The sequence below is a fragment of the Thalassobacter sp. genome, assembly GCF_982993085.1.
This window is the reverse complement of record NZ_CEZFMW010000056.1, coordinates 1-22,574: the sequence shown is the minus strand read 5'-3', so window position 1 is coordinate 22,574 and position 22,574 is coordinate 1. Positions and strand designations below refer to the sequence as shown.

Below are 22,574 nucleotides of genomic sequence, written 5' to 3'. Positions count from 1 at the left end.
GACCAAGGCATCCCCTTCAACATGGGCATGGTGTTCCCCGTTTCGACCCACAACTACGAACTGCGCTACTGGCTTGCGGCCGGCGGGTTGGAGCCAGGCTACTATTCGCCCGATGACGTGACGGGCCAAATCGGGGCAGATGTCCTGCTGTCCGTGACACCCCCACCACAAATGCCCGCCACAATGGAGGCCGGCACGATCTTTGGCTACTGCGTGGGTGAGCCATGGAACCAGCAGGCCGTGTTCAAGGGCATCGGCGTGCCCGTCATCACCGATTATCAACTGTGGAAAAACAACCCCGAAAAGGTCTTTGGCATCACCAAGGAATTCTCGGAAGAAAACCCAAACACCACCATCGCATTGACCAAGGCGCTGATCCGCGCGGCGATCTGGTTGGATGAAAACGAAAACGCCAACCGCCCCGATGCTGTCGAAATCCTGTCTCGCTCGGAATACGTGGGCGCGGATTACGACGTGATCGCGAACTCTATGACCGGATTTTTTGAGTTCGAAAAAGGCGACACCCGGCCCCAACCTGACTTCAACGTGTTCTTTCGCTATAACGCGACCTATCCGTTTTATTCCGACGCGATCTGGTACCTGACTCAGATGCGCCGGTGGGGCCAAATCGCTGAACCAAAGTCCGACGAATGGTTCATGGATACCGCCAAATCCGTCTATCGCCCTGATATCTACCTACAGGCCGCGCGCATGTTGGTGGACGATGGCATGGCGAATGAGGCCGACTTTCCATGGGACAGCGACGGGTTCAAGGCACCGACCCCCGCCGCAGATATTATCGACGGCATCGCCTATGACGGCCGCGCGCCCAACGCCTACCTGCAAAGCCTGCCCATCGGGCTAAAGGGCGATCAGATGATCATCGACAACAAAATCCAAGGCTAGAGCCGCACTTACCCGCCCCGTGATTGCGCAGGGCGGGTGATCTTTTCCTCCCGCCAAAGGACCCTCTGCAATGACAGCTATCGATCCCTCCCAACTTGATGCCGAAGCCCGCCGCGCGCGTCGTTTCACGCGCATCAACAAGGCAGACGCCTATCTCATCGTGCTTGGCCTTGGCTGGGTGACCCCGATCTTGCGCGCCGCTGCTGGCGATAATCCAAAGGCGCAAATCAAAGACATTTGGCGTCTGGCCGGTGTGCCGGTTTTGGCCATCGTTCTGTTTCTGGCCGCTTGGGGAACCCTCGCGCCCAAGGTCCAAACTTCGCTCGGGGCTGTGCCCGGACCAGCGGAGGTGTGGGAACAGGTGGGCGTCCTGCATGCCGATGTGCAGCGCGAAAAGGAAAAGGAAGCTGCATTCTACGTTCGCCAAGATGAACGCAACGCTGCCCTCATTGCAGAGGGTCGTGAGGACCGCGTTCGTGAACGGATTTATACGGGCAAACCAACATACTATGATCAAATCTGGACCTCGATCAAAACCGTGTTTTTTGGCTTTTTGATCGCCTCGATTATCGCAATCCCGCTGGGCATCGCGGCGGGCCTGTCGGTCACTGCAAACGCCGCACTCAACCCACTGATCCAGATATTCAAACCGGTGTCGCCGCTGGCATGGCTGCCGATCGTTACGATGATCGTCTCGGCGCTTTATACCAACAACGATGGATGGTTCGAAAAATCGTTCCTCGTGTCGGCCATCACCGTGACCCTCTGCTCGCTCTGGCCGACGTTGATCAACACGGCGCTGGGTGTGGCTAGCATCGACAAGGATCTCGTGTCTGTGTCGCGGGTGTTGAAAATGAACACTTACACCAAGATCGTAAAACTCGTCCTACCCTCGGCGCTGCCCCTGATTTTCACCGGTCTACGCCTGTCGCTTGGCGTGGGGTGGATGGTTCTGATTGCGGCTGAAATGCTGTCGCAGAACCCGGGCTTGGGCAAATTCGTCTGGGACGAATTCCAAAACGGCTCAAGTCAATCGCTGGCACGGATCATGGTCGCGGTGCTGACCATCGGGATCATCGGCTTCCTGCTGGACCGGCTGATGTACGCCCTGCAATCCGCCTTTACCTTCTCGAACAATCGGTGATCGGCATGGGTATGATGCAGTTCAAGAACGTCTCAAAAGGCTATGGCGAAACGCCCGTGCTCAAGGACATCACACTTGGCGTAGAGGAGGGCGAGTTCCTCGTGCTCCTCGGGTTTTCAGGCACGGGCAAGACGACGCTGATCAATCTGATGGCGGGTCTTGAGATGCCAACATCGGGTGAGATCACCTTTAAGGACAAGCCGATAACTGAGCCGTCGCCCGAACGTGGCGTGATCTTTCAAAGCTACTCACTGATGCCGTGGCTGACAGTGAACGGTAACGTGATGCTCGCGGTCGAGACGATGTTTCCAAGCCTGAGCAAAGCGGAAAAGCAGGCCAAAGTGGATCATTACGTGCAGATGGTCGGCCTAAGCCATGCTGCGACCCGCCGTCCTGCGGAATTGTCCGGGGGCATGCGTCAACGGGTCAACGTGGCCCGTGCGCTGGCCATGTCGCCCGAGATGTTGCTGCTAGATGAACCGCTGTCCGCACTTGATGCGCTCACCCGGGCAAACCTCGCGGATGAGATTGAGCATATCTGGGAGAAAGACAAAAAAACCTGCGTTCTTATCACCAACGATGTGGATGAGGCGATCATCCTCGCGGACCGGATCATTGCGCTTAACCCCGATGGAACGCTGGGCGCAGAGTTCAACGTCAGCTTGCCGCGCCCGCGCGACCGGATGGAGATGAACCATAACGCGGCCTTCAAGAAATTGCGCGCCGACGTGACCCGTTACCTGATGGATGCGGGGATCGAAGCAAAGGTTGAGGGCACCAAACTTCTGCCCAACGTCACACCCATTCATAGTGTTCCCAAGGCTGTCGCCGAGGTGTCGCAATCCATCCGCCCGGATGATGCGTATCTAACCTTCCGTGAATTGCACAAAGTTTACCCCACACCCAAAGGCCCCCTGACTGTGGTTGAGGACTTCGACCTGAAGGTCAAAAAAGGGGAGTTTATCTCACTCATTGGGCACTCAGGCTGTGGAAAATCGACCGTGTTAACCATGGCCGCAGGTCTTAACCCGATATCAAAGGGTAACATACGTCTTGATGGCTGGGACGTGCAGGGCGCAGACCCCGAACGCGCCGTGGTGTTCCAGTCGCCCAACCTGTTCCCGTGGCTGTCCGCCAAGGAAAACGTCGCGATTGGCGTGGACAAGGTCTACCCCAAGGCGTCGGTGGCCGAACGTCAGGATGTGGTTGAATACTACCTCGAACGCGTGGGCCTTGCTGACAGTATGGACAAGCAAGCCTCGGACCTTTCGAACGGCATGAAGCAACGTGTGGGGATCGCCCGCGCCTTTGCGTTGTCGCCCAAACTTCTCCTCTTGGATGAGCCGTTCGGTATGCTCGACAGCCTGACCCGGTGGGAATTGCAAGAAGTCCTCATGGAGGTCTGGTCGCGCACAAAAGTGACTGCGATCTGTGTGACCCACGACGTGGATGAGGCCATCTTGCTCGCGGACCGTGTCGTTATGATGACCAACGGCCCCCAAGCGACCATTGGTAAAATCACGGATGTGAACCTCCCGCGCCCCCGAACCCGCAAGGCGCTGTTGGAGCATCCAGACTACTACACCTATCGCCAAGAGGTTCTCGATTTCCTCGAGGAATATGAACACGGCAACACGTCGAAAACGGCATCCCCAACGCCAGACAAACCCAAAGCCGTGGCTGCAGAGTGATCTGTCCCCGTGCAACCCTGTCGCGTGTTTGGCCCTGCGTTCACCCCACGTTGGGCGCCATAAAAGGAAGCAAAAATGGCTGAAAAACTTGTCATTATTGGTGCGGGCATGGCCTCTGGTCGTGTGATTGAGCACCTCGTAGAGGCCGCGCCTGCGGCGTACGATATCACTCTGTTCAACGCCGAGCCGCGCGGAAACTACAACCGCATCATGCTTAGCCCGGTTTTGAGCGGCGATAAGACCTATGAAGAAATCGTAACCCATGATGCGGCTTTCTATGCCGCGCACAATGTCACCTGCCGTTTTGGCGAACGCGTGGCCCAGATTGATCGCGCATCCAAAACGCTTACGGCGGAAAATGGCGACGTTATTCCCTATGATAAATTGGTGCTCGGCACAGGCTCCAATCCCTTCATGATCCCGCTTCCGGGCCATGATTTAAAGGGTGTCATCGCCTACCGCGATCTTGAAGACACCGAGCAGATGATGGCCATGGGCCAAGGGTCCAAGGTGGTGGTCATAGGTGGCGGGCTATTGGGCCTAGAGGCCGCCGCAGGCATGGCCGCGCGTGGGGTCGACGTGACTGTGGTGCATATCATGCCATGGCTGATGGAACGTCAACTGGACGAGGCCGCAGGCTTCTTGCTGCGCAAAGCGCTGGTTGGAAAGGGCATCACCGTCAAATGCGCCGCTAACTCCAAAGAGATACTCGGTCAAGATGGTCATGTCCGTGCCTTGCTGCTGGACGATGGCACCGAGCTCCCGTGTGATCTTCTGGTTATGGCTGTTGGCATCCGCCCCAATGTGGCGCTCGCCAAGGACGCCGGGTTGGCCGTTGGTCGGGGCATCCACGTAGATGATCAGATGGTCACATCTGACCCCGATGTGCTGGCCGTTGGTGAATGTGTGGAACATGATGGTGCGATCTTTGGCCTTGTGGCGCCGCTGTATGATCAGGCCAAGGTCGCGGCGGCAACGCTGTTGGGCGAACCGGCGGCGTTCGTGCAAAAAGACCTCTCGACCAAGCTCAAGGTCACAGGTTGTGACCTGTTTTCGGCGGGCGACTTTGCGGATGCAGAGGGCCGAGAGGATATCGTCTTTCGTGACCCATCGCGCGGAGTCTACCGCCGTTTGGTCATAGAAAACAGCGTACTGATCGGCTGCGTGATGTATGGTGATACCGCCGATAGCAATTGGTTCTTTGGCCTCATTCGCGACAAAACCGACATCACCGAGATGCGAGAAACCGTCATTTTTGGCCCCGCGTTTCAAGGAGGCGGCTCTGTGGACCCGCTCTTAGCCGTTGCAGCCTTACCGCGTGAAGCGGAAATTTGTGGCTGTAACGGCGTGTGCAAAGGAACCATCGAAGACGCGATCGCGGCAGGCGCGGCCGACATAGGGGCCATCAAGGCCACGACCAAGGCATCCGCGTCTTGCGGCAGCTGCACGGGGCTTGTCGAACAGGTCCTTGCCGCCACATTGGGCGACGATTTCGTCGCCCCCTCTGCTGCCACAGTTTGCGGCTGCACCGATATGTCCCACGAAGACGTGCGCCGCATGATCAAATCCCAAAAGCTGACTTCCATGGCTGCCGTGTGGCAGGCCTGCGGTTGGAAAACACCCTGTGGATGCCATGTCTGCCGACCCGCGCTCAACTTTTATCTGCTCGCGGATTGGCCACTAGAATATCGCGACGATCCGCAATCACGCTTCATTAACGAACGTAAACACGCCAACATCCAAAAAGACGGCACCTTTTCGGTCGTCCCTCGGATGTGGGGCGGGATTACAACCCCCGCCGAATTGCGTGCCATCGCCGATGCGGCGGACAAATATGACGTACCAACGGTCAAGGTGACGGGCGGCCAACGGATCGATCTGCTTGGTGTGCGCGGCGAGGATCTGCCCGCAATGTGGGCAGATCTTAACGCAGCGGGCATGGTTTCCGGGCATGCCTATACCAAGGGTTTGCGCACCGTAAAAACCTGCGTCGGAACGGACCATTGCCGATTTGGCACACAGGATTCGACCGGTTTGGGCATCCAGCTAGAGAAAATCCTATGGGGGTCATGGACGCCGCATAAGCTTAAACTGGCCGTGTCTGGCTGCCCCCGAAACTGTGCCGAGGCGACGTGCAAAGACATCGGTGTTGTCTGCGTTGACAGCGGCTATCAAATCTCAATCGGCGGCGCGGCGGGCATGGACGTCAAGGAAACCGAACTGTTGGTTCAGGTCGCGACCGAGCAAGAGGTGATCGACGTTATCTGCGCCGTGACACAGTTGTACCGTGAAGGCGGTAAGTATCTGGATCGGATTTATAAGTGGATGGCCAAGGTTGGCTTAGACTGGATAACCGAGCAGGTCGTGGACAACTTGGAAAACCGCAAAGCCCTCGTGCAGCGGTTTGAGCTCAGCCAGTCCATCTACCGCAAGGACCCTTGGGCAGAACATGCCGCAACAAGAGCCCAGCAATACCAGCCGCTTGCCGACTTATCATTGGAGGCTGCGGAATGAGTAATTGGATCGATATTGCCGCCCTGAATGATGTCCCAAAACGTGGTGCGCGCATGGTTAAAACCGCCCATGGCTGCGTCGCGGTGTTTCGAACCGGCGCGGATGAGGTCTTTGCCCTCGATAATGCATGTCCGCACAAGCGGGGGCCATTGGCCGAAGGCATTGTGCACGGACTCGCGGTGACATGCCCTCTACACAATTGGGTCATCTCGCTTGAAACGGGCCAAGCGCAGGGCGCGGATGAGGGGCAAGTCGCGACCTACCCCGCCCGGGTTGAGCAGGGGCGCATCTTGCTTGATGCTACCTTCCTTCGGTCGCGGAAAGTGGCGGCGGAATGACCGAACTCACGCGCACCACCTGTCCCTATTGCGGCGTTGGCTGCGGGGTTTTGGCCGGACCAGACGGCACCATTCAGGGCGATCCGGACCACCCGGCCAACTATGGGCGGCTTTGCTCCAAGGGTTCGGCGTTAGGGGAAACCATTGACCTCGAAGGCCGTTTGTTTACGCCGATGGTCGATGGCGTGCCAGCAAGCTGGGACGCAGCGCTGGGCCAAGTGGCTGAGAAATTTTCAACCTCAATAGACACATACGGCCCCGATAGCGTCGCGTTTTATGTGTCGGGCCAATTGCTGACCGAGGATTACTACGTCGCGAATAAACTGATGAAGGGCTACATCGGTTCGGCGAACATCGATACGAATTCCCGGCTTTGCATGGCGTCCTCGGTGGCCGGGCACAAGCGGGCGTTTGGCTCGGACACCGTGCCACAAACCTATGAGGACCTGGAGGAAGCCGACCTGATCGTGCTTGTGGGCTCCAACCTCGCGTGGTGCCATCCGGTGCTCTTTCAGCGCATCACTGAGGCCAAGAAGATGCGCCCCAATTTGCAGATCATCAACATCGATCCGCGGCGCACGGCGACCTCTGAGTTCGCGGACATGCACCTCAATATTGCGCCCGATGGCGACATCGCACTGTTCAACGGGTTGCTTGCCTATATCGCTGATCAGAGAGCTCAGAATAATGTATACATTAATGCATACATTAATGGCTACGCAGATGCCGTGGCCGCAGCACGGCTGAGCGACCCGGTCGACACTGGCCTCAGCCCGGCTGAATTGGAGGCATTCTACAGGGCCTGGACCGGCACCGAAAAGGTCGTCACTCTCTATAGCCAAGGCGTTAACCAGTCGTCCTGCGGGACCGACAAGGTAAATGCGATCCTGAACTGTCATCTCGCGACGGGTCGGATCGGCAAGCCAGGCTGCGGTCCGCTTTCGGCGACGGGTCAACCCAATGCAATGGGCGGGCGTGAGGTCGGCGGTTTGGCGAATATGCTCGCCAACCATCTTGATATCGAAAACGCCGCACACCGCGACACGGTTCAAACGTTCTGGAACAGCCCAACAATCAGCGATCATCAGGGCCTTAAAGCGGTCGACCTGTTCGATGCCTGCGCGCGCGGCGACATCAAGGCGTTGTGGATTATGTCGACGAATCCAGCTGTGTCCTTGCCCGATGCGAACCGCGTGGCTGACGCCATTGCAAACGTGCCCTTTGTTGCCGTGTCGGACATTATGGCACGCACGGATACGGGCGACATGGCGGACGTGCTGCTGCCCGCCACGGGGTGGGGCGAAAAGGACGGGACCGTTACAAATTCGGAGCGCCGGATTTCACGCCAGCGCGCATTTTTACCTGCGCCGGGGCAATGTCGGCCCGATTGGGACATCATGGCCGATGTCGCGCGGCGCATGGGGTTTTCGGGGTTTGACTATACCAGTCCGGCTGAGATTTTCGCCGAATACATTGCCCTTGGTCAAGCAAGCCGTGGTTTCCGCCGCGACCTAGACCTAAGCGTATTTTCGGACGTGGACTATGCCAATCTGATGCCGACCCAATGGCCGCGCAATGGCGCAAGGTTCTTTGCAGAAGGCGGGTTTTATCATGCAGACGGCAGGGCCAAGATGCTGCCCGTGGCGGCCCCCAAACGCACAAAACGATCACAGTTTTCGCTGAATACTGGCCGTAATCGGGACCAATGGCACACCATGACACGCACCGGCAAAGCGCCGCGTCTTGGGGCGCATCTTGCGGAGCCGTATCTTGAAATACACCCCTTAGACGCGGCAGAGATCGACGTCGCCCAAGGGGATTTGGTTGCGATTGAGAATACCTATGGGGACGGGATTCTGCGGGCATTGATCACGCCGCGCGCCACACCGGGGCAGGTGTTTGCGCCAATGCATTGGACCCGTCAAAAGGCACCGAGCGGCACGATCAATAGCCTTGTCCGCCCAAAGGTTGATCCGGTCTCGGGCCAGCCTGCGTCCAAAACGGGCGCGGTAGAATTGCGCAAATTCGCGGCGGCTTGGTACGGTTTTGCCGCCAGCAAGACTGAAATGCACCCAAGTGAGATTTACAGCGCCGTGGCTCGCACGCGAACCGGTTGGCAGATGGAATTGGCCGGGCGTTGCCTGCCCCAAGATTGGGAAGACACCGCCCGCCGTGTCACCGGCTGTACCGAGGCGACAGCGGCCATCATGACGGATGAACGGACCGGTACGACAGCAATCTCATTCACCCAATCGGACATATTGATGGGCGTGTTTTTCGCAGGACCCAAGCCGATCGCCTTGGCGCGTAGCCATGTGGTGGCCCTTATCGGGACGCAAGCCGATCCGTTTCAGATCTTGGCCGGGCGCCCTGCGGTGGGTCAGCTTGATCCGGGCGCCACGGTGTGCGGGTGTTTCAACGTGGGCCGCAACACGTTGCTGGCGGCGGTGCGGGGTGGGGCCACGACGGTCGCCGCCTTGGGCGCGCAAACCTGTGCGGGCACCAACTGCGGCTCGTGCAAGCCGGAACTCGCCGCATTGTTACACGCGGCGACCCTGCCGATGGCTGCAGAATGAGCATCGCACCCTACGTTCGGATCGTGGCCCGTGGGCAGGGTCGCGCGCGGCCCCTGACACTATCAGAGGCGCACGATGCCATGGCCATAATCCTTAACGGACAGGCGGATCCCGAAGCGGTGGGCGCCCTGTTAATGGTGCTGCGGCTAAGGGGCGAAGTGCCTGATGAAATCGCGGGATTTACGGCCGCGTTACGGGCCCATGTCACTGGCGTGTTGCCAAAAGCGGACCTGGATTGGCCCAGCTATGCGGCGGGTCGAACCCGGGGGGCGCCCCTGTTTTTGCTGGCTGCACGTTTGGTGGCGCAGGCCGGATATTCGGTTTCGATGCATGGGTGGAATTCGAATCAAATGCCGGCCGCGAGTGTGCGGGAGGCATTGGAGCACGCAGGCCCACAGGTGCGTTACAGCCCGCTTGAAACGCTTTGCCCCGAGGCGTTTCGCATCCTGCGGCTGCGGGATGCGTTTGGTCTGCGCTCCTGCTGGAACACGGTTTTGCGGATGTGGAACCCGTCGGGGGCGCGGGTTTCGGTGCAGGGGGTATTTCACCCGTCGTACCGCAGCCTTCAGGCCTGCGCCGCCAAGATGTTGGGCCAGCAAGATTTGGTGATCATCAAGGGTGGTGGGGGAGAGTTTGAGCGTAACCCCACCAAGGATATCGCGCTGTTTGGGCTGCGCGATGGGGTCCATTCTCAGGCGACGGCGCCCGCGCTTTTGGGGCAGCCGCGCCGTCTGCATGAGCCGGAAATGACATTCGATATTGGAACTCTTTGGCGGGGTGACCTCCAGAGCGCGCAGGCACAGACGACCGTCACAGGGACGGCTGCGCTCGCGCTTTGGGGGCTGCGCGCTGAGGCAACGCTCAAGGAATGCCAAGGCTTGGCCGAAGACCTTTGGTGCAATCGCGACATTCAACAAAAGGTGTACGCATGAAAACCTTTCCGATGTTTCTTCAGATGGCGGGACGCCGCGTGGTTATCGCGGGGGGCGGCGAACAGGCCGCGCAAAAAACACGGTTAATGCTGAAAACCGAAGCGGTGATCGAAGTGTTGGCCCCACAACTAGAGCCCGAATTGGCTGAACTGGCGGCACAGGGTCGGGTCATTCAGCGCGCAGGGCCAATCACCCCGGCCAGCTTTGCGGACACTGCGTTGTGTTTTATTGCGACGGGCTGCCCCGGTATGGACGCGGCTTTGCATGATCTGGCCAAGATCGCGGGCGCGACGGTGAATGTGGTCGACCAACCAGAGCTGTGCGATGCCATCACCCCCTCTATCGTGGATCGGGACCCGGTTGTTGTGGCCATCGGAACTGAGGGGACCGCACCGGTTCTAGCCCGCCAGATCAAGACCCGGATGGAGCAAGTGTTAGAGCCAGGATTGGGCGATTTGGCGTCCCTTGCAGGGCGGTTACGGGGGGCTGCTGCGGCCCGGCTTGGCCCTCGTGCGCGGCGCGATTTGTGGCGCTGGGTGTTTACAGGTGCCCCGCGAGAGGCCTTTGGCCGTGGCGCAGAGCGGGAGGCCGCGCGCTTGATCAAAGACGCGATCCATACCGGCAATATCCACGCAGAAACGGGCGGCAGTGTGGCGTTGGTCGGGGCAGGGCCGGGCAGCAAGGATTTGATCACGTTGCGCGGTGTGCAGCGGCTTCAGGAAGCGGATATCATTTTCTACGACCGTCTGATTGACCCGGAGGTGCTGGAACTGGCCCGCCGCGACGCGGAGCGTGTGTATGTCGGCAAACATCCCGGATGTCATACTTGGCCCCAAGCAAAGATCACTGCCAGCCTTGTGGCCGCAGCCCGTCAGGGGCAACGCGTTGTGCGGTTAAAGGCCGGAGATCCCGGTATCTTTGGCCGTGCCGCCGAAGAAATCGCCGCCGTTGAGGACGCGGGCCTGCCGCTGGAAATTGTACCCGGTGTTACGGCTGCCAGTGGGGCCGCGGCTTCTGGTGGGACTGTCCTGACCTCACGCGATGAGGTGGATACAGTCGTGTTCGCAACGGGCCACTTGGCGGATGGGACCGTGGCGCCAGATTGGTTGCCGCTGATGCGGCCCGGCACCTGCGTTGCGGTCTACATGGGCGTGCGCGCGGCGTCTGACATAGAGGCTGCGTTGCACGCAACACCATGGCGCGATCTGATCCAAGTGTCCGTCGTGGCAGATGCGCAAAGGGCAAATGAGCAGAGGTTTGATTGCACAGCGACCACTTTGGCCGCATCGTTAAAGGCGCATGACGTCACCAATGGCGCGATGATTTTCCTACGTTTGCCAAAGAGCGCCTGCGCCGCAAGCGTTGTGCCGCTTCAGGCGGCGGAATAGCTGCTTGGCACAGGGCCAGTGGTGTCGCGGGTTTGCAGCTCTGTGTTGCAGCGGATGCGGTGAACGGTTGTGTCGTCGGTGACGATGGATTGCACCATGTGCTGTCCCGCCAATGTGCCGATTTCACGTGCAGGCAGACGAACGGTGGTTAACGCGGGTTCCATGTCGCGCGATCCTTTGAAGTCACCGATGCCGATCAGCGACAAATCCTCGGGCACCCGCAGCCCAGCCCGGCGCGCTGCATAAAGCGCCCCGGTAGCCAGCACGTCATTGCCGCAGATCAAGGCGCTGGGACGGGGATGTTGAGCCAAGACGTTCGAAATCGCAGCCTTCGCCGCCGAGATGGAATAAGGCGTTTCGACGTTGTACCACGGCATGATCCCCGCTGCGTTAAGCGTATCCAACACGCCCGTCAGGCGATCTTGGGCGCGATCGTTACCGGTGGTGGGCGGAAAGACAATGCCGATGTCTTTGTGGCCAAGGTCAACAATATGTTGCGCGGCCAAGGCCCCCGCCGCGCGGTTATCTGCGCCCACGCAGGATATTGGGGTCGTGTCGCTGTAGTTCCAGATCGACATCGTGGGGACATTTTGGGTTTTGAACAGGGCGAATGTTTCGGCGTTGTGTTCCAGCCCAATAACCGCGAGCCCATCTACGCGATGCTCCAGAAATTTGCGCAAAATGGCATATTCTTGGTTGAGGTCGTAGCCGTGTGAAGCGGCTAATATGGTAAAACCCTCTGCGCTGACGGCATCGGTAAAGGCTTGAACAACCTCGGCAAAAATGGTGTGGGCAATCGTCGGGACGACAAGGCCGATGGTGGCGCTGCGCCGTCCATGCATGGTTTGGGCCGCGCGGTTGCGGATGTAGCCAAGTTTGCGCACAGCCTCTTCGACGCGGCGGCGTGTTGTCAGTTTTACCAGATCAGGGTGGTTGAAGGTGCGCGACACGGTCGAGATCGACGTCCCCGCTTCGCGCGCGACATCAACGATATCTATCGTGGGTTTCTTCGTCATGTGGCCCTCCCGGTGAGGGTAGGAAATCCCAAAATGAAAACATTTGCAAAACTATTTTCATGCCTTAGCGTGAACCCTCCAATGTGACGGGTGGGGAGGCCCAAGCATGGAATTTTTGCTCTACTTCGGTGATGTTTTCACCCCGGTTAACTTTGCGCTGTTGATGGTGGGAACCATTGGCGGCCTGATTTTGGGTGCGACGCCGGGCCTTTCGCCGACGATGGCGGTGGCGCTTTTGATCCCGTTCACCTTTCAACTAGAGGCGGCCCAAGGGCTCATTCTGTTGGGTGCGGCTTATACGTCAACGGTCGCGGGGGGCGCGGTTTCGGCCATTTTGCTCAAGATCCCGGGGGCGCCTGCAAACATCGCCACGACATTGGATGGCCACACCATGGCGCAAAAGGGTGAGGGTGCAAAAGCGTTGCAACTCAGCTTCTTGTCGTCTGCCGTGGGGGGCGTCTTTGGCGTGATGTTGCTGATCTTTCTCACCCCGGTTTTGGCGCAATGGGCGCTGGCGTTCGGTCCATCGCATTTGTTCTGGCTCGCGATCCTTGGGGTAACGATTATCGGGTCGCTTGACGGGAATTCGTTGGTCAAAGGGCTGTTATCGGGCTGCATCGGCTTGTGGCTCGCGACAATCGGATTTGACGATATCATGGGCGCGCAGCGGTTTGTTTTTCATGAAAGCCTAGGAGGCGGAATTAACATTATCGCCGCTTTGATCGGGCTTTTCGCGATCCCGCAGGTGATCACGATGTTTGCAAAGGGCCGCAAAGAAGAGGGTGCCGAAGTGCTGGAAGTGGCCAAGCACAAAGTGTCCGATGCGGTGCGCGCCATGACCAAGTTTCCGCGCGCTTTGGGCATTGGCACGGCCGTGGGGTCGATCATCGGTTTGATCCCGGGCGTGGGCGGACAGATTGCTGGCTTGGTCGCCTATGACCAAACCAAGAAGTTCTCGCGCGAGAGCAGCAAATTCGGGACTGGCCATCCGGAGGGCATTATCGCGGCGGAATCGGCCAACAACGCGATGGTTGGCCCGTCACTTGTGCCGCTTCTGACGCTCTCGATTCCCGGTTCGCCTACGGCAGCGGTGCTGCTGGGGGGCTTGTTGATCCACGGAATTTTCCCGGGCAGCGACCTGTTTGATAACCACCCGGATGTGGCGTGGACGTTCATCAACTCGATGCTGATCGGACAAATCCTGATGTGCATTTTTGGGCTGTATGTCGCAGGTTTGGCCGCCCGCGTGGCGCAGGTTCCGCAAAGCGTAATGGCGGCTGTGGTGTTGGCGCTGGCGTTGTTTGGCAGCTACTCCGTCCAAAGCTCGATGGGGGATGTCTATGTCATGGCGAGCCTTGGCATCATGATGTACTTCCTTGAACGCTTTGGCTTTTCTGCTGCACCATTGGTGCTGGGACTGATCCTTGGCCCCATCGCAGAAAGCAACTTTATCCAAGGTTCCATGATCGCCAATGCGACGGACGGGCCGTTTGTTTATTTCTTCCACGGACCGCTGAACATCTTTCTGATCGGGGTCGTTCTGGCTTCGGTCGCGTATTCGGGTTGGATGGAACTGCGTCACCGCCGCTACACCACAAAAGAAGAGGCCATGGCATGACCCCCTCCCTTCCGCGCGTTCAGCATATCATCGGGTCGGGCGTCGTGGCCGCCGTTGGCGTGACCGTGACCTACATCAGCTACACGGCCCAACCCGCAGAGGCATTTTTGTTTCCGCGGTTGATATCGACGGTCTTTGTCGTGCTCGCGCTTTGGACCTTTGCAAAGGCCTGCCTTGGGTGGACCAAGGTCGGAGAGGGGCTATCCGCGCGGCAAATGGTCAACCTTGCGCCAGGGCTGGCGGTGGCGCTGATCTATATCTTTTGGGCGGCCAAGGGCCTTGGCTTTTACACGGCCACAACGGGCGCCTTTTTCATCCTGCTGAGCCTGTATGACCCCGCCCCGCATGGTGAGGTCAAAACTTGGATCAAGCGGGCCGTAATCACGGCGGTTTTCTCGACCGTCATGTACCTTCTTTTTGCGCAACTCCTGAACGTGTTCACGCCGAAAGAAGTTTTATTCTGAACCGCAAAAGCGGCAGATTTTAACCCAACTGGAGGAAACCTTGATGATGAAACATCTCCTGACCGGCGCCGCGATGGCGTTGATGGCACTGGGCGGCAGCGCTCATGCCGATGAAAACTATCCTGAGCGTCCGATCATGATGATGGTCAGCTACGGCGCTGGTGGTGCGACCGATTTTCAGGCCCGTATCGTGACAATGACCGCTGGCAATGAAGACGCTTTGGGCATGCCCATTGCGATCATCAACAAACCCGGCGCGGGTGGCCGTGTGGGTTGGAACTGGCTCGCCTCTCAGGCGGAGGCTGATGGCTACACGTTGGGTGCCTATAACATTCCGCATTTCATTGCGCAGTCGATCAAGGGCGGCGTTAGCTATTCTGCTGACAGCTTTGAGCCTATCGCCAACTGGGGCGCGGACCCTGCCGTATTGGTCGTGCCAAATGACAGCCCCTTCAATTCGTTGCAGGATGTGATCGACTTTGCCAAGTCGAACCCCGGCAAACTGACGACCTCGGGGGCGGGGTTGTTTGTGGGTCACCACATCGCGGCTCTTCAGATGGAAAAAGCAGGCGACATGAAGATCGCGTATATCCCCACCCAAGGGGGCGGTGCTGCTGCGATGAAGGCCGTGATTGCAAGCGACGTGATGGCAGGCATCAACAACCTGTCTGATGCGTTTCGTGCGCGCGAAGCTGGCAACGTCAAAATCCTCGCGGTTGCTGATCTGGAACGCAACGAGTTCCTGCCTGACGTGCCCACGATGATGGAAGCGGGTCTTGAGGTAGACAATTCCTCCGTGAACTTCCGCGGTGTCATGGTGCCCAAGGGCACGCCCGATGCGGTGATCGAAAAGCTCGCGGCCGTTGTGCCCGAGATGTTCGCCAACGGCCGCGTGGCTGGCAAAATGAAAGCCGGTGGCTCGCCCATGCACATCATGACCCGCGATGAGGTTTTGGCTATGTGGGCGGCACGCGAACAGACGCTAAAAGAACTTTTGGCCGGTCTGTAGGCCCGTCAATACCATGAGCCGGGGCGCGATATATGCGACGCCCCGGCGACCAAAGGATTTCTAACATGAATGCTCTTGATGATCTGACGCTGGTTGATGCAATCGTTGCCCGCGCACGGACGGCGCAGGCCGAGTATGAGGCCAACGGCAGCCAAATCCGCTATGACCGTGCCGCGCAGGCAGCCGCTTGGGCCATCATGGAACCGGGGCGCAATGCGCATCTGGCGGAGTTGTCGGTCGAGACGACGGGTCTTGGGAACGTGCCTGACAAGATCACCAAAAACCACCGCAAGACGTTGGGTCTGATGCGCGATATCGCAGACGCGCGCACCCATGGTGTTGTGCGCGACGACCCCGTGACCGGCATTACCGAAATTGCCCGCCCAAAGGGTGTAATTGGCGCGGTCGTGCCCTCAACCAATCCCGCAGCGACGCCTGCCAACAACATCATCAACGCGCTTAAGTGCGGCAATGCCATTGTCTTGTCTCCTTCCCCCAAGGGGGTGCCTGCGTGCGAAGTCCTGCTGGGCTATATCCATGCTGAGTTTGCCAAAATCGGTGAGGAACCGGACTTGGTGCAAATGGTGCCTGCGCCGGGGTCCAAGGATAAAACCCAGCGGTTGCTGGAAGTGACGGACATGATTGTTGTCACAGGCTCGCAGAACAACGTCAAACGCGCCTATACCTCCGGCACGCCCGCGCTGGCGGTTGGGGCAGGGAACGTGACGGTCATTGTGGATGAAACCGCCGACCTTGCGGAAGCTGCTGCCAAGATCAAAGCGTCCAAGACGTTCGACAACGCGACCTCTTGTTCATCAGAAAACGCTCTGGTGGTGTTGGACGCGGTTTATGATGCCTTTGTGGCCGAGATGGCAGCTGTGGGCGGCGCATTGGTGCGCGATGAGGCTCGGATATTGGCCAGCCTTTGGCCAGATGGTCACCTGAACCGCGAAGTGATTGCGCAGGATGCCGACAAGATGCTTGCTGCTTTGGGCTTTTCTGGCGAAGTGCCGGAGGGGACCGCGTTTCTTGCCGTGGAAACCACAGGCATCGGGCCTGAGCACCCCCTTTCGGGAGAAAAGCTGAGCCGTGTTGTGGCCCTTTACCGTGCCCGCGATTTTGAGGATGCGATTGCCGTAACCGACCGGATTTTGTCGCATCAAGGGGCAGGGCATTCGGTTGGCCTGCATTCTACTGACGACAGCCGCGCTTTGGCCTTGGGGCAGCGGCTTCCGACCTGCCGGGTGATCGTGAACCAAGCGCATTGTTTTGCGACAGGCGGGGCGTTTAACAACGGAATGCCATTTTCGCTTTCGATGGGCTGTGGATCATGGGGTGGCAATGCACTGGATGACAATTTGCATTGGCGGCATTTCATGCAGACCGCGAAAATCGTCCGCGAAATCCCCCCGCGGGAGCCGAGCCTTGCGGAGATATTCGGTGAGTATTGGGAGGCAGCAGGCCAATGAAGCTAAGCCATGACGTGCCCCCCGGCGGAACGGTTCGCGACTGGCTCGATGCGCGGGCGCAATCGGGTGGGACAGCGTTTGTGTTCACCGATGATACCGCGTCCGTTGGTTGGCGCGAGTTGCGGATGCAGGCCCGCGCCATTGCGGGCAATCTGACATCTCGCGGCGTGGCCAAGGGGGCAAGTGTCGCGATCTTGCACCCCAATGGTCGGGATGGGTTATTGGCGCTTTATGGGGCGTTGTATGGCGGGTTCCGCGCGACGATGATCAACCTTGCGGCGGGGCCGGACGCAATTGGCTACGCGCTTGAGCATTCTGAGGCGCAGGTGGCCTATGTTCACTCCGCGGCCGCCGAGGTGTTCGAGAAGGCCAAGCCCGCACATCTTAGGGCGATTCCGCTGGCCGGTGAGGACGCGGAATTGCATGACATCACCCCCGAGGATCATGCGCTGCTGATGTATACTTCGGGCACCACAGGGCGGCCCAAGGGCGTGGTGCACAGCCACGCAAGCCTGTTGGCGGGTGGTTGGACAACCGCTGTCGCCCACGCGTTGACGCCTGAGGATCGCGGTTTTTGCGTCCTGCCGATTTATCACATCAACGGTTTGTGCGTGACTGTTATGGGCACCTTGGTGTCGGGCGGTTCGTTGGCGGTGACGCAGCGGTTTAGCGCGCGTCAGTTCTGGGCCGATGTGGGCCGTACACAGGCCACGTGGTTTTCGGTTGTGCCGACAATCATCAGTCATTTGTTGCATGGGGACGCAGATCCAGAGGCCGCGACGCGGACACGCCTTCGGTTTGGTCGATCAGCCTCGTCTGCATTGGCGGTCGATGTGCAGCGCGCCTTTGAGGCCCGCTTCGATGTCCCGATCATTGAGACGATGGGGTTGACGGAAACGGCGGCGCAAATCTTGTCCAACCCACTGCCGCCAGGGCCGCGTAAAATCGGTTCACCGGGGGTGGCGTTCGGCAATCAGGTCGCGATCCTCGCGCCCGATATGACCCCCTGTCCCCCGGACGTTGAGGGCGAAATTGCCGTGTGCGGCGCGAATGTGATGCGCGAGTACCTCAAGAATCCAGAGGCCACGGCATCCAGCTTTGCGGGGGATTGGCTGCGCACCGGCGATTTGGGCCGCAAGGATGCCGATGGCTACGTTTTCGTCACTGGCCGGTTGAAGGAGCTGATCATCAAGGGCGGTGAAAACATCGCCCCCCGAGAAATTGACGAAGCGCTCTATTCCCACGGGGACGTCATCGAGGCGGCAGCTTTTTCCCGGCCCTGCGATAGCTACGGGGAGCGGGTCGAGGCGGCGGTGCGTCTGCGCGAGGGGTCTGGGTTGCAGCCCGCCGACCTGATCACGCTCTGTGCTGAAAAGGTTGGCGCGTTCAAAGCGCCCGATGCGATCTATGTGTTGGATGAATTGCCCAAGGGTCCCTCGGGCAAAATCCAGCGGCTTAAGCTAGCCGAACTGATCCCCGTGGCCTAGGCGCGCAGACGTGCGCCTTTGGGGTCAAAGGGTGGTTCGGCCAACACGACGCCACGGTGCGGTTTGCCCAAGATCATTACGTCGACTTCTGCGCCGGCCTCAACACCCTTTAGGAACCCAAGGGCGAGGGATTTTTCGACCGTGTAGCCGTACGTGCCAGAGGTGACGCGGCCCACAGGTGTCCCATCGGGAAGGAAAATCGGCTCCCCTCCGGTGGCATCCGCGTCGGTGACGTCAAGCACTTCGATGATCGAAAGCATCTCACGCGCAGGATTGTCCTTAAGCGCGACATAGGCGTCCTTGTTGAGGAAATCCTTATCCAGCTTGCACAGGCGTTCGAACCCAACTTCCTGTGGCCAGTATTCGGGCGAATATTCACGGCTCCAAGAGCCATAGCCCTTTTCGATGCGCAACGACATCAGGGCACGGCTGCCTACTGGGCCTGCGCCAAGGTCGCGCCCAGCATCCAACAACGCGGTATAAAGGGCCACTTGATCCTCGGTTCGGCAATGCAATTCCCACCCCAGATCACCGGTAAAGCTGACCCGCAGGGCGACCAAATCGATCCCCGCCAATGTGATACGCGCGGACCGCATGAACGGGAACGCCTCGGTCGACAGATCCGCGTTCGTGAGCCGCGCGAGCAGGTCCCGACTTTTGGGGCCTGCCACGTTAAATCCGCACATGGCCTGTGTTTGGCTTTCGAACGCGACTGTGTCCGGGCGGGCGACTGCGTTAAAGAACCGTTGGTGATACCGCTCTGCCGCGCCGGACCCGATGATGAGGAAATCCTCATCGCCCAGCTTGGTCACAGTAAAATCACCCGCGATGCCGCCGTTCACCCCGATCAGAGGCGTCAGGCAGGACCGGCCCACGGCGCGTGGCATCTTGTTGGCGAAAATTGCGTCTAACCAGTCAGAGGCACCTGTACCCCGCACCGTGTATTTGGCGAAATTTGAGATGTCGATGATGCCTGCGTGCTCGCGCAGCATCCGACATTCATCGCCCACTGGGGCCCACCAGTTTTGGCGGGTAAAGCCGTTGGTGTCTTTGGTGCCCGGCGTGTCCGCGAACCACGCGGGGTGTTCCCACCCGTAGTTCAGGCCAAAAACTCCGCCGAGGTCCTTTTGCATTTCATAAACGGGGCGGGTGCGCACAGGGCGGCCTGCCTCACGTTCCTCATTGGGAAAGTGGATCGAGAACCGGTGCGCGTATTGATCGCCCACGCGTGCCTTGGTGAAGGCTGCATCGGCCCAATCGCCAAAGCGTGCCACGTCCCATGCGAACATGTCATAGCTGCTTTCGCCGCGGGTGATCCATTCCGCCGCCATCAGCCCCATGCCGCCCGATTGTGAGAAACCGGGGATAATGCCGTTGCAGCAGAAGTAATTGCGCAATTCGGGTACGGGGCCAAACAGCACGTTGCTGTCGGGTGACCAAATCATCGGACCATTGATGATCCGCTTGATCCCGGCTTCACCCACCACAGGCACCCGGTCGATGGCACGCATGATGTTGTCTTCGATCCGGTCAAGATCGCCGTCAAACAGGTCGTGGCCAAAGTCCTGTGGCGTGCCGTCCTCGGCCCAGAATTTCAGGTCGCGCTCATAGGCGCCGACCAAAAGCCCCTGACCCTCTTGGCGGAGGTAATATTCGCCGTCACGGTCCGCGACTGATGGCAGGCGTTTGTCCATACCTGCGATCTGCGGGATTGTTTCGGTCACGAAATACTGGTGCTCGGTCGGTTGCAGGGGCAGATCAAGACCCGCCAGTTTGCCAACCTCACGCCCCCATAGGCCAGCTGCATTGATAACCCATTCCGTGCGGATGTCGCCCTTGGGGGTGCGCACAATCCATGATCCGTCCGGCTGTTGCTCGGTGCCGGTTACGGGGGTGAACCGCAGGATTTCGGCCCCCATTTGCCGCGCGCCGGTGGCGTAGGCGTTGGTTACGCCCGAAGGGTCCACATTCCCGCCCGAGGGTTCGAACATGATGCAGCGAATACCGTCATAGTTGACCAGCGGGTGCAGGCGCTCGGCCTCATCGCGGGTGACTTCGTGGAATTGCAGGCCGTAGTATTTCGCTTTGGCCGCTTGCAGGCGCAGCTGGTGTTCGCGAGCCTCGGTCTGGGCCAGATACAGTGAGCCGGGCTGAAACACGCCGCATGATTGGCCGGTTTCGGCCTCTAGGGCGTTATACAGGTCCATCGTGTAGTTTTGGATGCGCGTGATGTTGGTGTTGTCATGCAATCCGTGAATGTTCGCCGCCGCGTGCCACGTGGAGCCAGAGGTCAGCTCATCGCGTTCCAACAGCACGCTGTCGGTCCACCCCAATTTGGCCAAGTGATAGAGGATGGAACAGCCAATAACGCCGCCCCCGATAACAACTGCCTGAGCATGGGTCCGCATGAGAAATTCTCCTTTGCGCCCTAATTACGGATGCATTTCGCGCCTCACCCGCGCGTTTGCGACATATCCTTGTCTATTCCCCACGGGGAAAGCGCTTGCTGTTCTCTAGCTCATTGAGATCCATGTGATTGCGCATGTATCGTTCTGATGCGCGGCGCAAAGGCTGGTAGTCCCACGGATAGTAGCCACCTTCGCGCAGGGCCTCATAGACGATCCATCGGCGGGCTTGGCTGGCGCGGACTTCAGCATCAAAACGCGCCAGGTCCCAGCGCGCCTCCGACTTGTGCCGCAACGAGGTCAGCGTGCCTTGGTGGGCGGGATTATCGGCAAGGTTGGTCAACTCATGGGGGTCGTCATCAAGGTTGAACAACTGCTCTGGGTCCAGCGTGCAACGGGTGTATTTCCACTGGCCATAACGCAGGGCGACCATCGGGGCGTAGCTGGCCTCGGCTGCGTATTCCATGGCGATGGGGGCGGTGCGGACCTCGCCTCTGGCAAATGGCAAAAGCGATGTGCCTTCGGTCCAAGGCGCGACCTCATCCATGGAAACCCCAGCCAGATCACACAAGGTAGGGCAGAGGTCGATTGTGGACATCGGCTCCGTCACGCTGCATGGGGCGATATCGGGTGCGCACAGCATCAATGGCACGCGGGCAGAGCCTTCAAAGAAGGACATTTTGAACCACAGCCCCCGCTCACCCAACATGTCACCATGGTCTGATACAAACAGGATCACGGCCTCTTGGCGGGTGCTTTCCAGCGCCTCCAATACCTCTCCGATTTTATCGTCGAGGTAGGAGATGTTGGCGAAATATGCCCGGCGGGAGCGCTTGATATTCTCTTCCGTAAGGTCAAAGCTGCGCCAGTCATTGGCATCAAAGATGCGCTGAGAATGGGGGTCTTGGTTGTCATAGCCAAGGTCGCTCACCTCCGGCAGGAGGTGTTCGCAATCCTCGTAAAGGTCCCAGTATTTCTTGCGTGCGACGTAAGGGTCATGCGGGTGGGTAAAGCTGACCGTCAGGCACCATGGCCGGTCATCTGATCCACGTGCGTAGTCATAAACCTTTTGGGTGGCCTGAAACGCGACATCGTCGTCGTATTCCAATTGGTTCGAGATTTCGGCCACGCCTGCGCCCGTGACAGACCCCATGTTGTGATACCACCAGTCGATCCGTTCACCGGGTTTGCGGTAGTCTGGGGTCCAGCCGAAATCGGCGGGATAGATATCGGTGGTCAGCCGTTCCTCAAAGCCGTGCAATTGATCTGGACCGACGAAGTGCATTTTGCCCGATAGGCAGGTTTGGTACCCCGCCCGGCGCAGGTGGTGGGCATAGGTCGGGATTTCTGCACTGAATTCGGCGGCATTGTCATAGACCCGTGTCAGGGACGGCAGTTGCCCGGACATAAAGCTGGCCCGCGCTGGCGCGCACAGCGGTGATGCGGTGTAGGCGTTGGCAAACCGGACGGAGCGTGCGGCCAATCGCTTGAGGTTGGGGGCGTGCAACCAATGGGCCGGGCCATCGGGAAACAGCGTTCCGTTGAGTTGGTCCACCATGAAGATCAGAATATTTGGCTGTGTCATGTCTGCCTCCCTTTGGGATCATCGCTAGGGGG

General features: G+C 59.1%; 16 protein-coding genes. 13 read left to right on the top strand and 3 right to left on the bottom strand.

Annotated features, from left to right (window positions below):
• The 8 genes from AC4GMC_RS10340 to cysG all read left to right on the top strand — a co-directional run.
• Positions 1-906, top strand: a 906-nt coding sequence (locus tag AC4GMC_RS10340; protein ID WP_488089478.1) for a CmpA/NrtA family ABC transporter substrate-binding protein, incomplete at its 5' end; no start/stop codon positions are given.
• Positions 907-976: 70 nt separating this feature from the next.
• On the top strand, positions 977-2,050 hold the full coding sequence (locus AC4GMC_RS10335) for an ABC transporter permease (protein ID WP_487876418.1): 1,074 nt from the start codon (positions 977-979) through the stop codon (positions 2,048-2,050).
• Between the two features lie 5 nt (positions 2,051-2,055).
• Positions 2,056-3,741, top strand: coding sequence for an ABC transporter ATP-binding protein (locus AC4GMC_RS10330; RefSeq protein ID WP_487876417.1), 1,686 nt, complete (start codon positions 2,056-2,058; stop codon positions 3,739-3,741).
• Between the two features lie 75 nt (positions 3,742-3,816).
• Positions 3,817-6,255, top strand: coding sequence for a nitrite reductase large subunit NirB (gene nirB / locus AC4GMC_RS10325; RefSeq protein WP_487876416.1), 2,439 nt, complete (start codon positions 3,817-3,819; stop codon positions 6,253-6,255).
• The gene (gene nirD, locus AC4GMC_RS10320; protein ID WP_487876415.1) at positions 6,252-6,593 is read left to right on the top strand and encodes a nitrite reductase small subunit NirD; all 342 of its coding nucleotides are present in this window, start codon (positions 6,252-6,254) and stop codon (positions 6,591-6,593) included. Before nirB ends, nirD begins: the two co-directional genes overlap by 4 nt.
• Positions 6,590-9,169: a nitrate reductase gene (locus tag AC4GMC_RS10315; protein ID WP_487876414.1), complete on the top strand. Its 2,580-nt coding sequence runs from the start codon at positions 6,590-6,592 to the stop codon at positions 9,167-9,169. Before nirD ends, AC4GMC_RS10315 begins: the two co-directional genes overlap by 4 nt.
• Entirely contained in the window at positions 9,166-10,101 is a 936-nt protein-coding gene (locus AC4GMC_RS10310) for a glycosyl transferase family protein (protein WP_487876413.1), read from the top strand. Before AC4GMC_RS10315 ends, AC4GMC_RS10310 begins: the two co-directional genes overlap by 4 nt.
• Positions 10,098-11,489, top strand: coding sequence for a siroheme synthase CysG (gene cysG / locus AC4GMC_RS10305; RefSeq protein WP_487876412.1), 1,392 nt, complete (start codon positions 10,098-10,100; stop codon positions 11,487-11,489). Before AC4GMC_RS10310 ends, cysG begins: the two co-directional genes overlap by 4 nt.
• Here cysG and AC4GMC_RS10300 read toward each other — a convergent pair.
• On the bottom strand, positions 11,474-12,505 hold the full coding sequence (locus tag AC4GMC_RS10300) for a LacI family DNA-binding transcriptional regulator (protein WP_487876411.1): 1,032 nt from the start codon (positions 12,503-12,505) through the stop codon (positions 11,474-11,476). The genes cysG and AC4GMC_RS10300 overlap by 16 nt on opposite strands.
• Before the next feature lie 106 nt (positions 12,506-12,611).
• Between AC4GMC_RS10300 and AC4GMC_RS10295 the strand changes: the two genes are divergently transcribed.
• The 5 genes from AC4GMC_RS10295 to AC4GMC_RS10275 all read left to right on the top strand — a co-directional run bounded on the left by AC4GMC_RS10295 (position 12,612) and on the right by AC4GMC_RS10275 (position 18,552).
• Positions 12,612-14,123, top strand: a complete 1,512-nt coding sequence (locus AC4GMC_RS10295; RefSeq protein WP_487876410.1) for a tripartite tricarboxylate transporter permease — start codon at positions 12,612-12,614, stop codon at positions 14,121-14,123.
• A complete protein-coding gene (locus AC4GMC_RS10290; RefSeq protein WP_487876409.1) occupies positions 14,120-14,587 on the top strand; it encodes a tripartite tricarboxylate transporter TctB family protein in 468 nt (155 codons plus the stop codon). Before AC4GMC_RS10295 ends, AC4GMC_RS10290 begins: the two co-directional genes overlap by 4 nt.
• Before the next feature lie 46 nt (positions 14,588-14,633).
• Positions 14,634-15,596, top strand: a complete 963-nt coding sequence (locus AC4GMC_RS10285) for a Bug family tripartite tricarboxylate transporter substrate binding protein (protein WP_487876421.1) — start codon at positions 14,634-14,636, stop codon at positions 15,594-15,596.
• A gap of 65 nt (positions 15,597-15,661) precedes the next feature.
• Positions 15,662-17,065: an acylating sulfoacetaldehyde dehydrogenase gene (gene sauS / locus AC4GMC_RS10280; protein ID WP_487876408.1), complete on the top strand. Its 1,404-nt coding sequence runs from the start codon at positions 15,662-15,664 to the stop codon at positions 17,063-17,065.
• Positions 17,062-18,552 carry an AMP-binding protein gene (locus AC4GMC_RS10275; protein WP_487876407.1) on the top strand — a complete coding sequence of 497 codons (1,491 nt, stop codon included), beginning with the start codon at positions 17,062-17,064 and terminating at the stop codon, positions 18,550-18,552. The genes sauS and AC4GMC_RS10275 overlap by 4 nt, the downstream gene beginning before the upstream one ends.
• On the opposite strand, the gene AC4GMC_RS10270 is transcribed toward AC4GMC_RS10275, so the two are convergent.
• Both AC4GMC_RS10270 and betC read right to left on the bottom strand, forming a co-directional pair.
• Positions 18,549-20,960 (bottom strand): GcvT family protein, encoded by a 2,412-nt coding sequence (locus AC4GMC_RS10270; protein WP_487878965.1) that lies wholly within the window; start codon positions 20,958-20,960, stop codon positions 18,549-18,551. The genes AC4GMC_RS10275 and AC4GMC_RS10270 overlap by 4 nt on opposite strands.
• A gap of 73 nt (positions 20,961-21,033) precedes the next feature.
• Entirely contained in the window at positions 21,034-22,542 is a 1,509-nt protein-coding gene (gene betC, locus AC4GMC_RS10265; protein ID WP_487878964.1) for a choline-sulfatase, read from the bottom strand.
• Between the last annotated feature and the right edge of the window lie 32 nt (positions 22,543-22,574).

Bases quoted from the DNA above. Each gene is read 5' to 3' on its own strand.
- AC4GMC_RS10335 (WP_487876418.1), top strand. From the start codon at position 977: ATGACAGCTATCGATCCCTCCCAACTTGATGCCGAAGCCCGCCGCGCG.
- AC4GMC_RS10330 (WP_487876417.1), top strand. From the start codon at position 2,056: ATGGGTATGATGCAGTTCAAGAACGTCTCAAAAGGCTATGGCGAAACG.
- nirB (WP_487876416.1), top strand. From the start codon at position 3,817: ATGGCTGAAAAACTTGTCATTATTGGTGCGGGCATGGCCTCTGGTCGT.
- nirD (WP_487876415.1), top strand. From the start codon at position 6,252: ATGAGTAATTGGATCGATATTGCCGCCCTGAATGATGTCCCAAAACGT.
- AC4GMC_RS10315 (WP_487876414.1), top strand. From the start codon at position 6,590: ATGACCGAACTCACGCGCACCACCTGTCCCTATTGCGGCGTTGGCTGC.
- AC4GMC_RS10310 (WP_487876413.1), top strand. From the start codon at position 9,166: ATGAGCATCGCACCCTACGTTCGGATCGTGGCCCGTGGGCAGGGTCGC.
- cysG (WP_487876412.1), top strand. From the start codon at position 10,098: ATGAAAACCTTTCCGATGTTTCTTCAGATGGCGGGACGCCGCGTGGTT.
- AC4GMC_RS10300 (WP_487876411.1), bottom strand. From the start codon at position 12,505: ATGACGAAGAAACCCACGATAGATATCGTTGATGTCGCGCGCGAAGCG.
- AC4GMC_RS10295 (WP_487876410.1), top strand. From the start codon at position 12,612: ATGGAATTTTTGCTCTACTTCGGTGATGTTTTCACCCCGGTTAACTTT.
- AC4GMC_RS10290 (WP_487876409.1), top strand. From the start codon at position 14,120: ATGACCCCCTCCCTTCCGCGCGTTCAGCATATCATCGGGTCGGGCGTC.
- AC4GMC_RS10285 (WP_487876421.1), top strand. From the start codon at position 14,634: ATGAAACATCTCCTGACCGGCGCCGCGATGGCGTTGATGGCACTGGGC.
- sauS (WP_487876408.1), top strand. From the start codon at position 15,662: ATGAATGCTCTTGATGATCTGACGCTGGTTGATGCAATCGTTGCCCGC.
- AC4GMC_RS10275 (WP_487876407.1), top strand. From the start codon at position 17,062: ATGAAGCTAAGCCATGACGTGCCCCCCGGCGGAACGGTTCGCGACTGG.
- AC4GMC_RS10270 (WP_487878965.1), bottom strand. From the start codon at position 20,960: ATGCGGACCCATGCTCAGGCAGTTGTTATCGGGGGCGGCGTTATTGGC.
- betC (WP_487878964.1), bottom strand. From the start codon at position 22,542: ATGACACAGCCAAATATTCTGATCTTCATGGTGGACCAACTCAACGGA.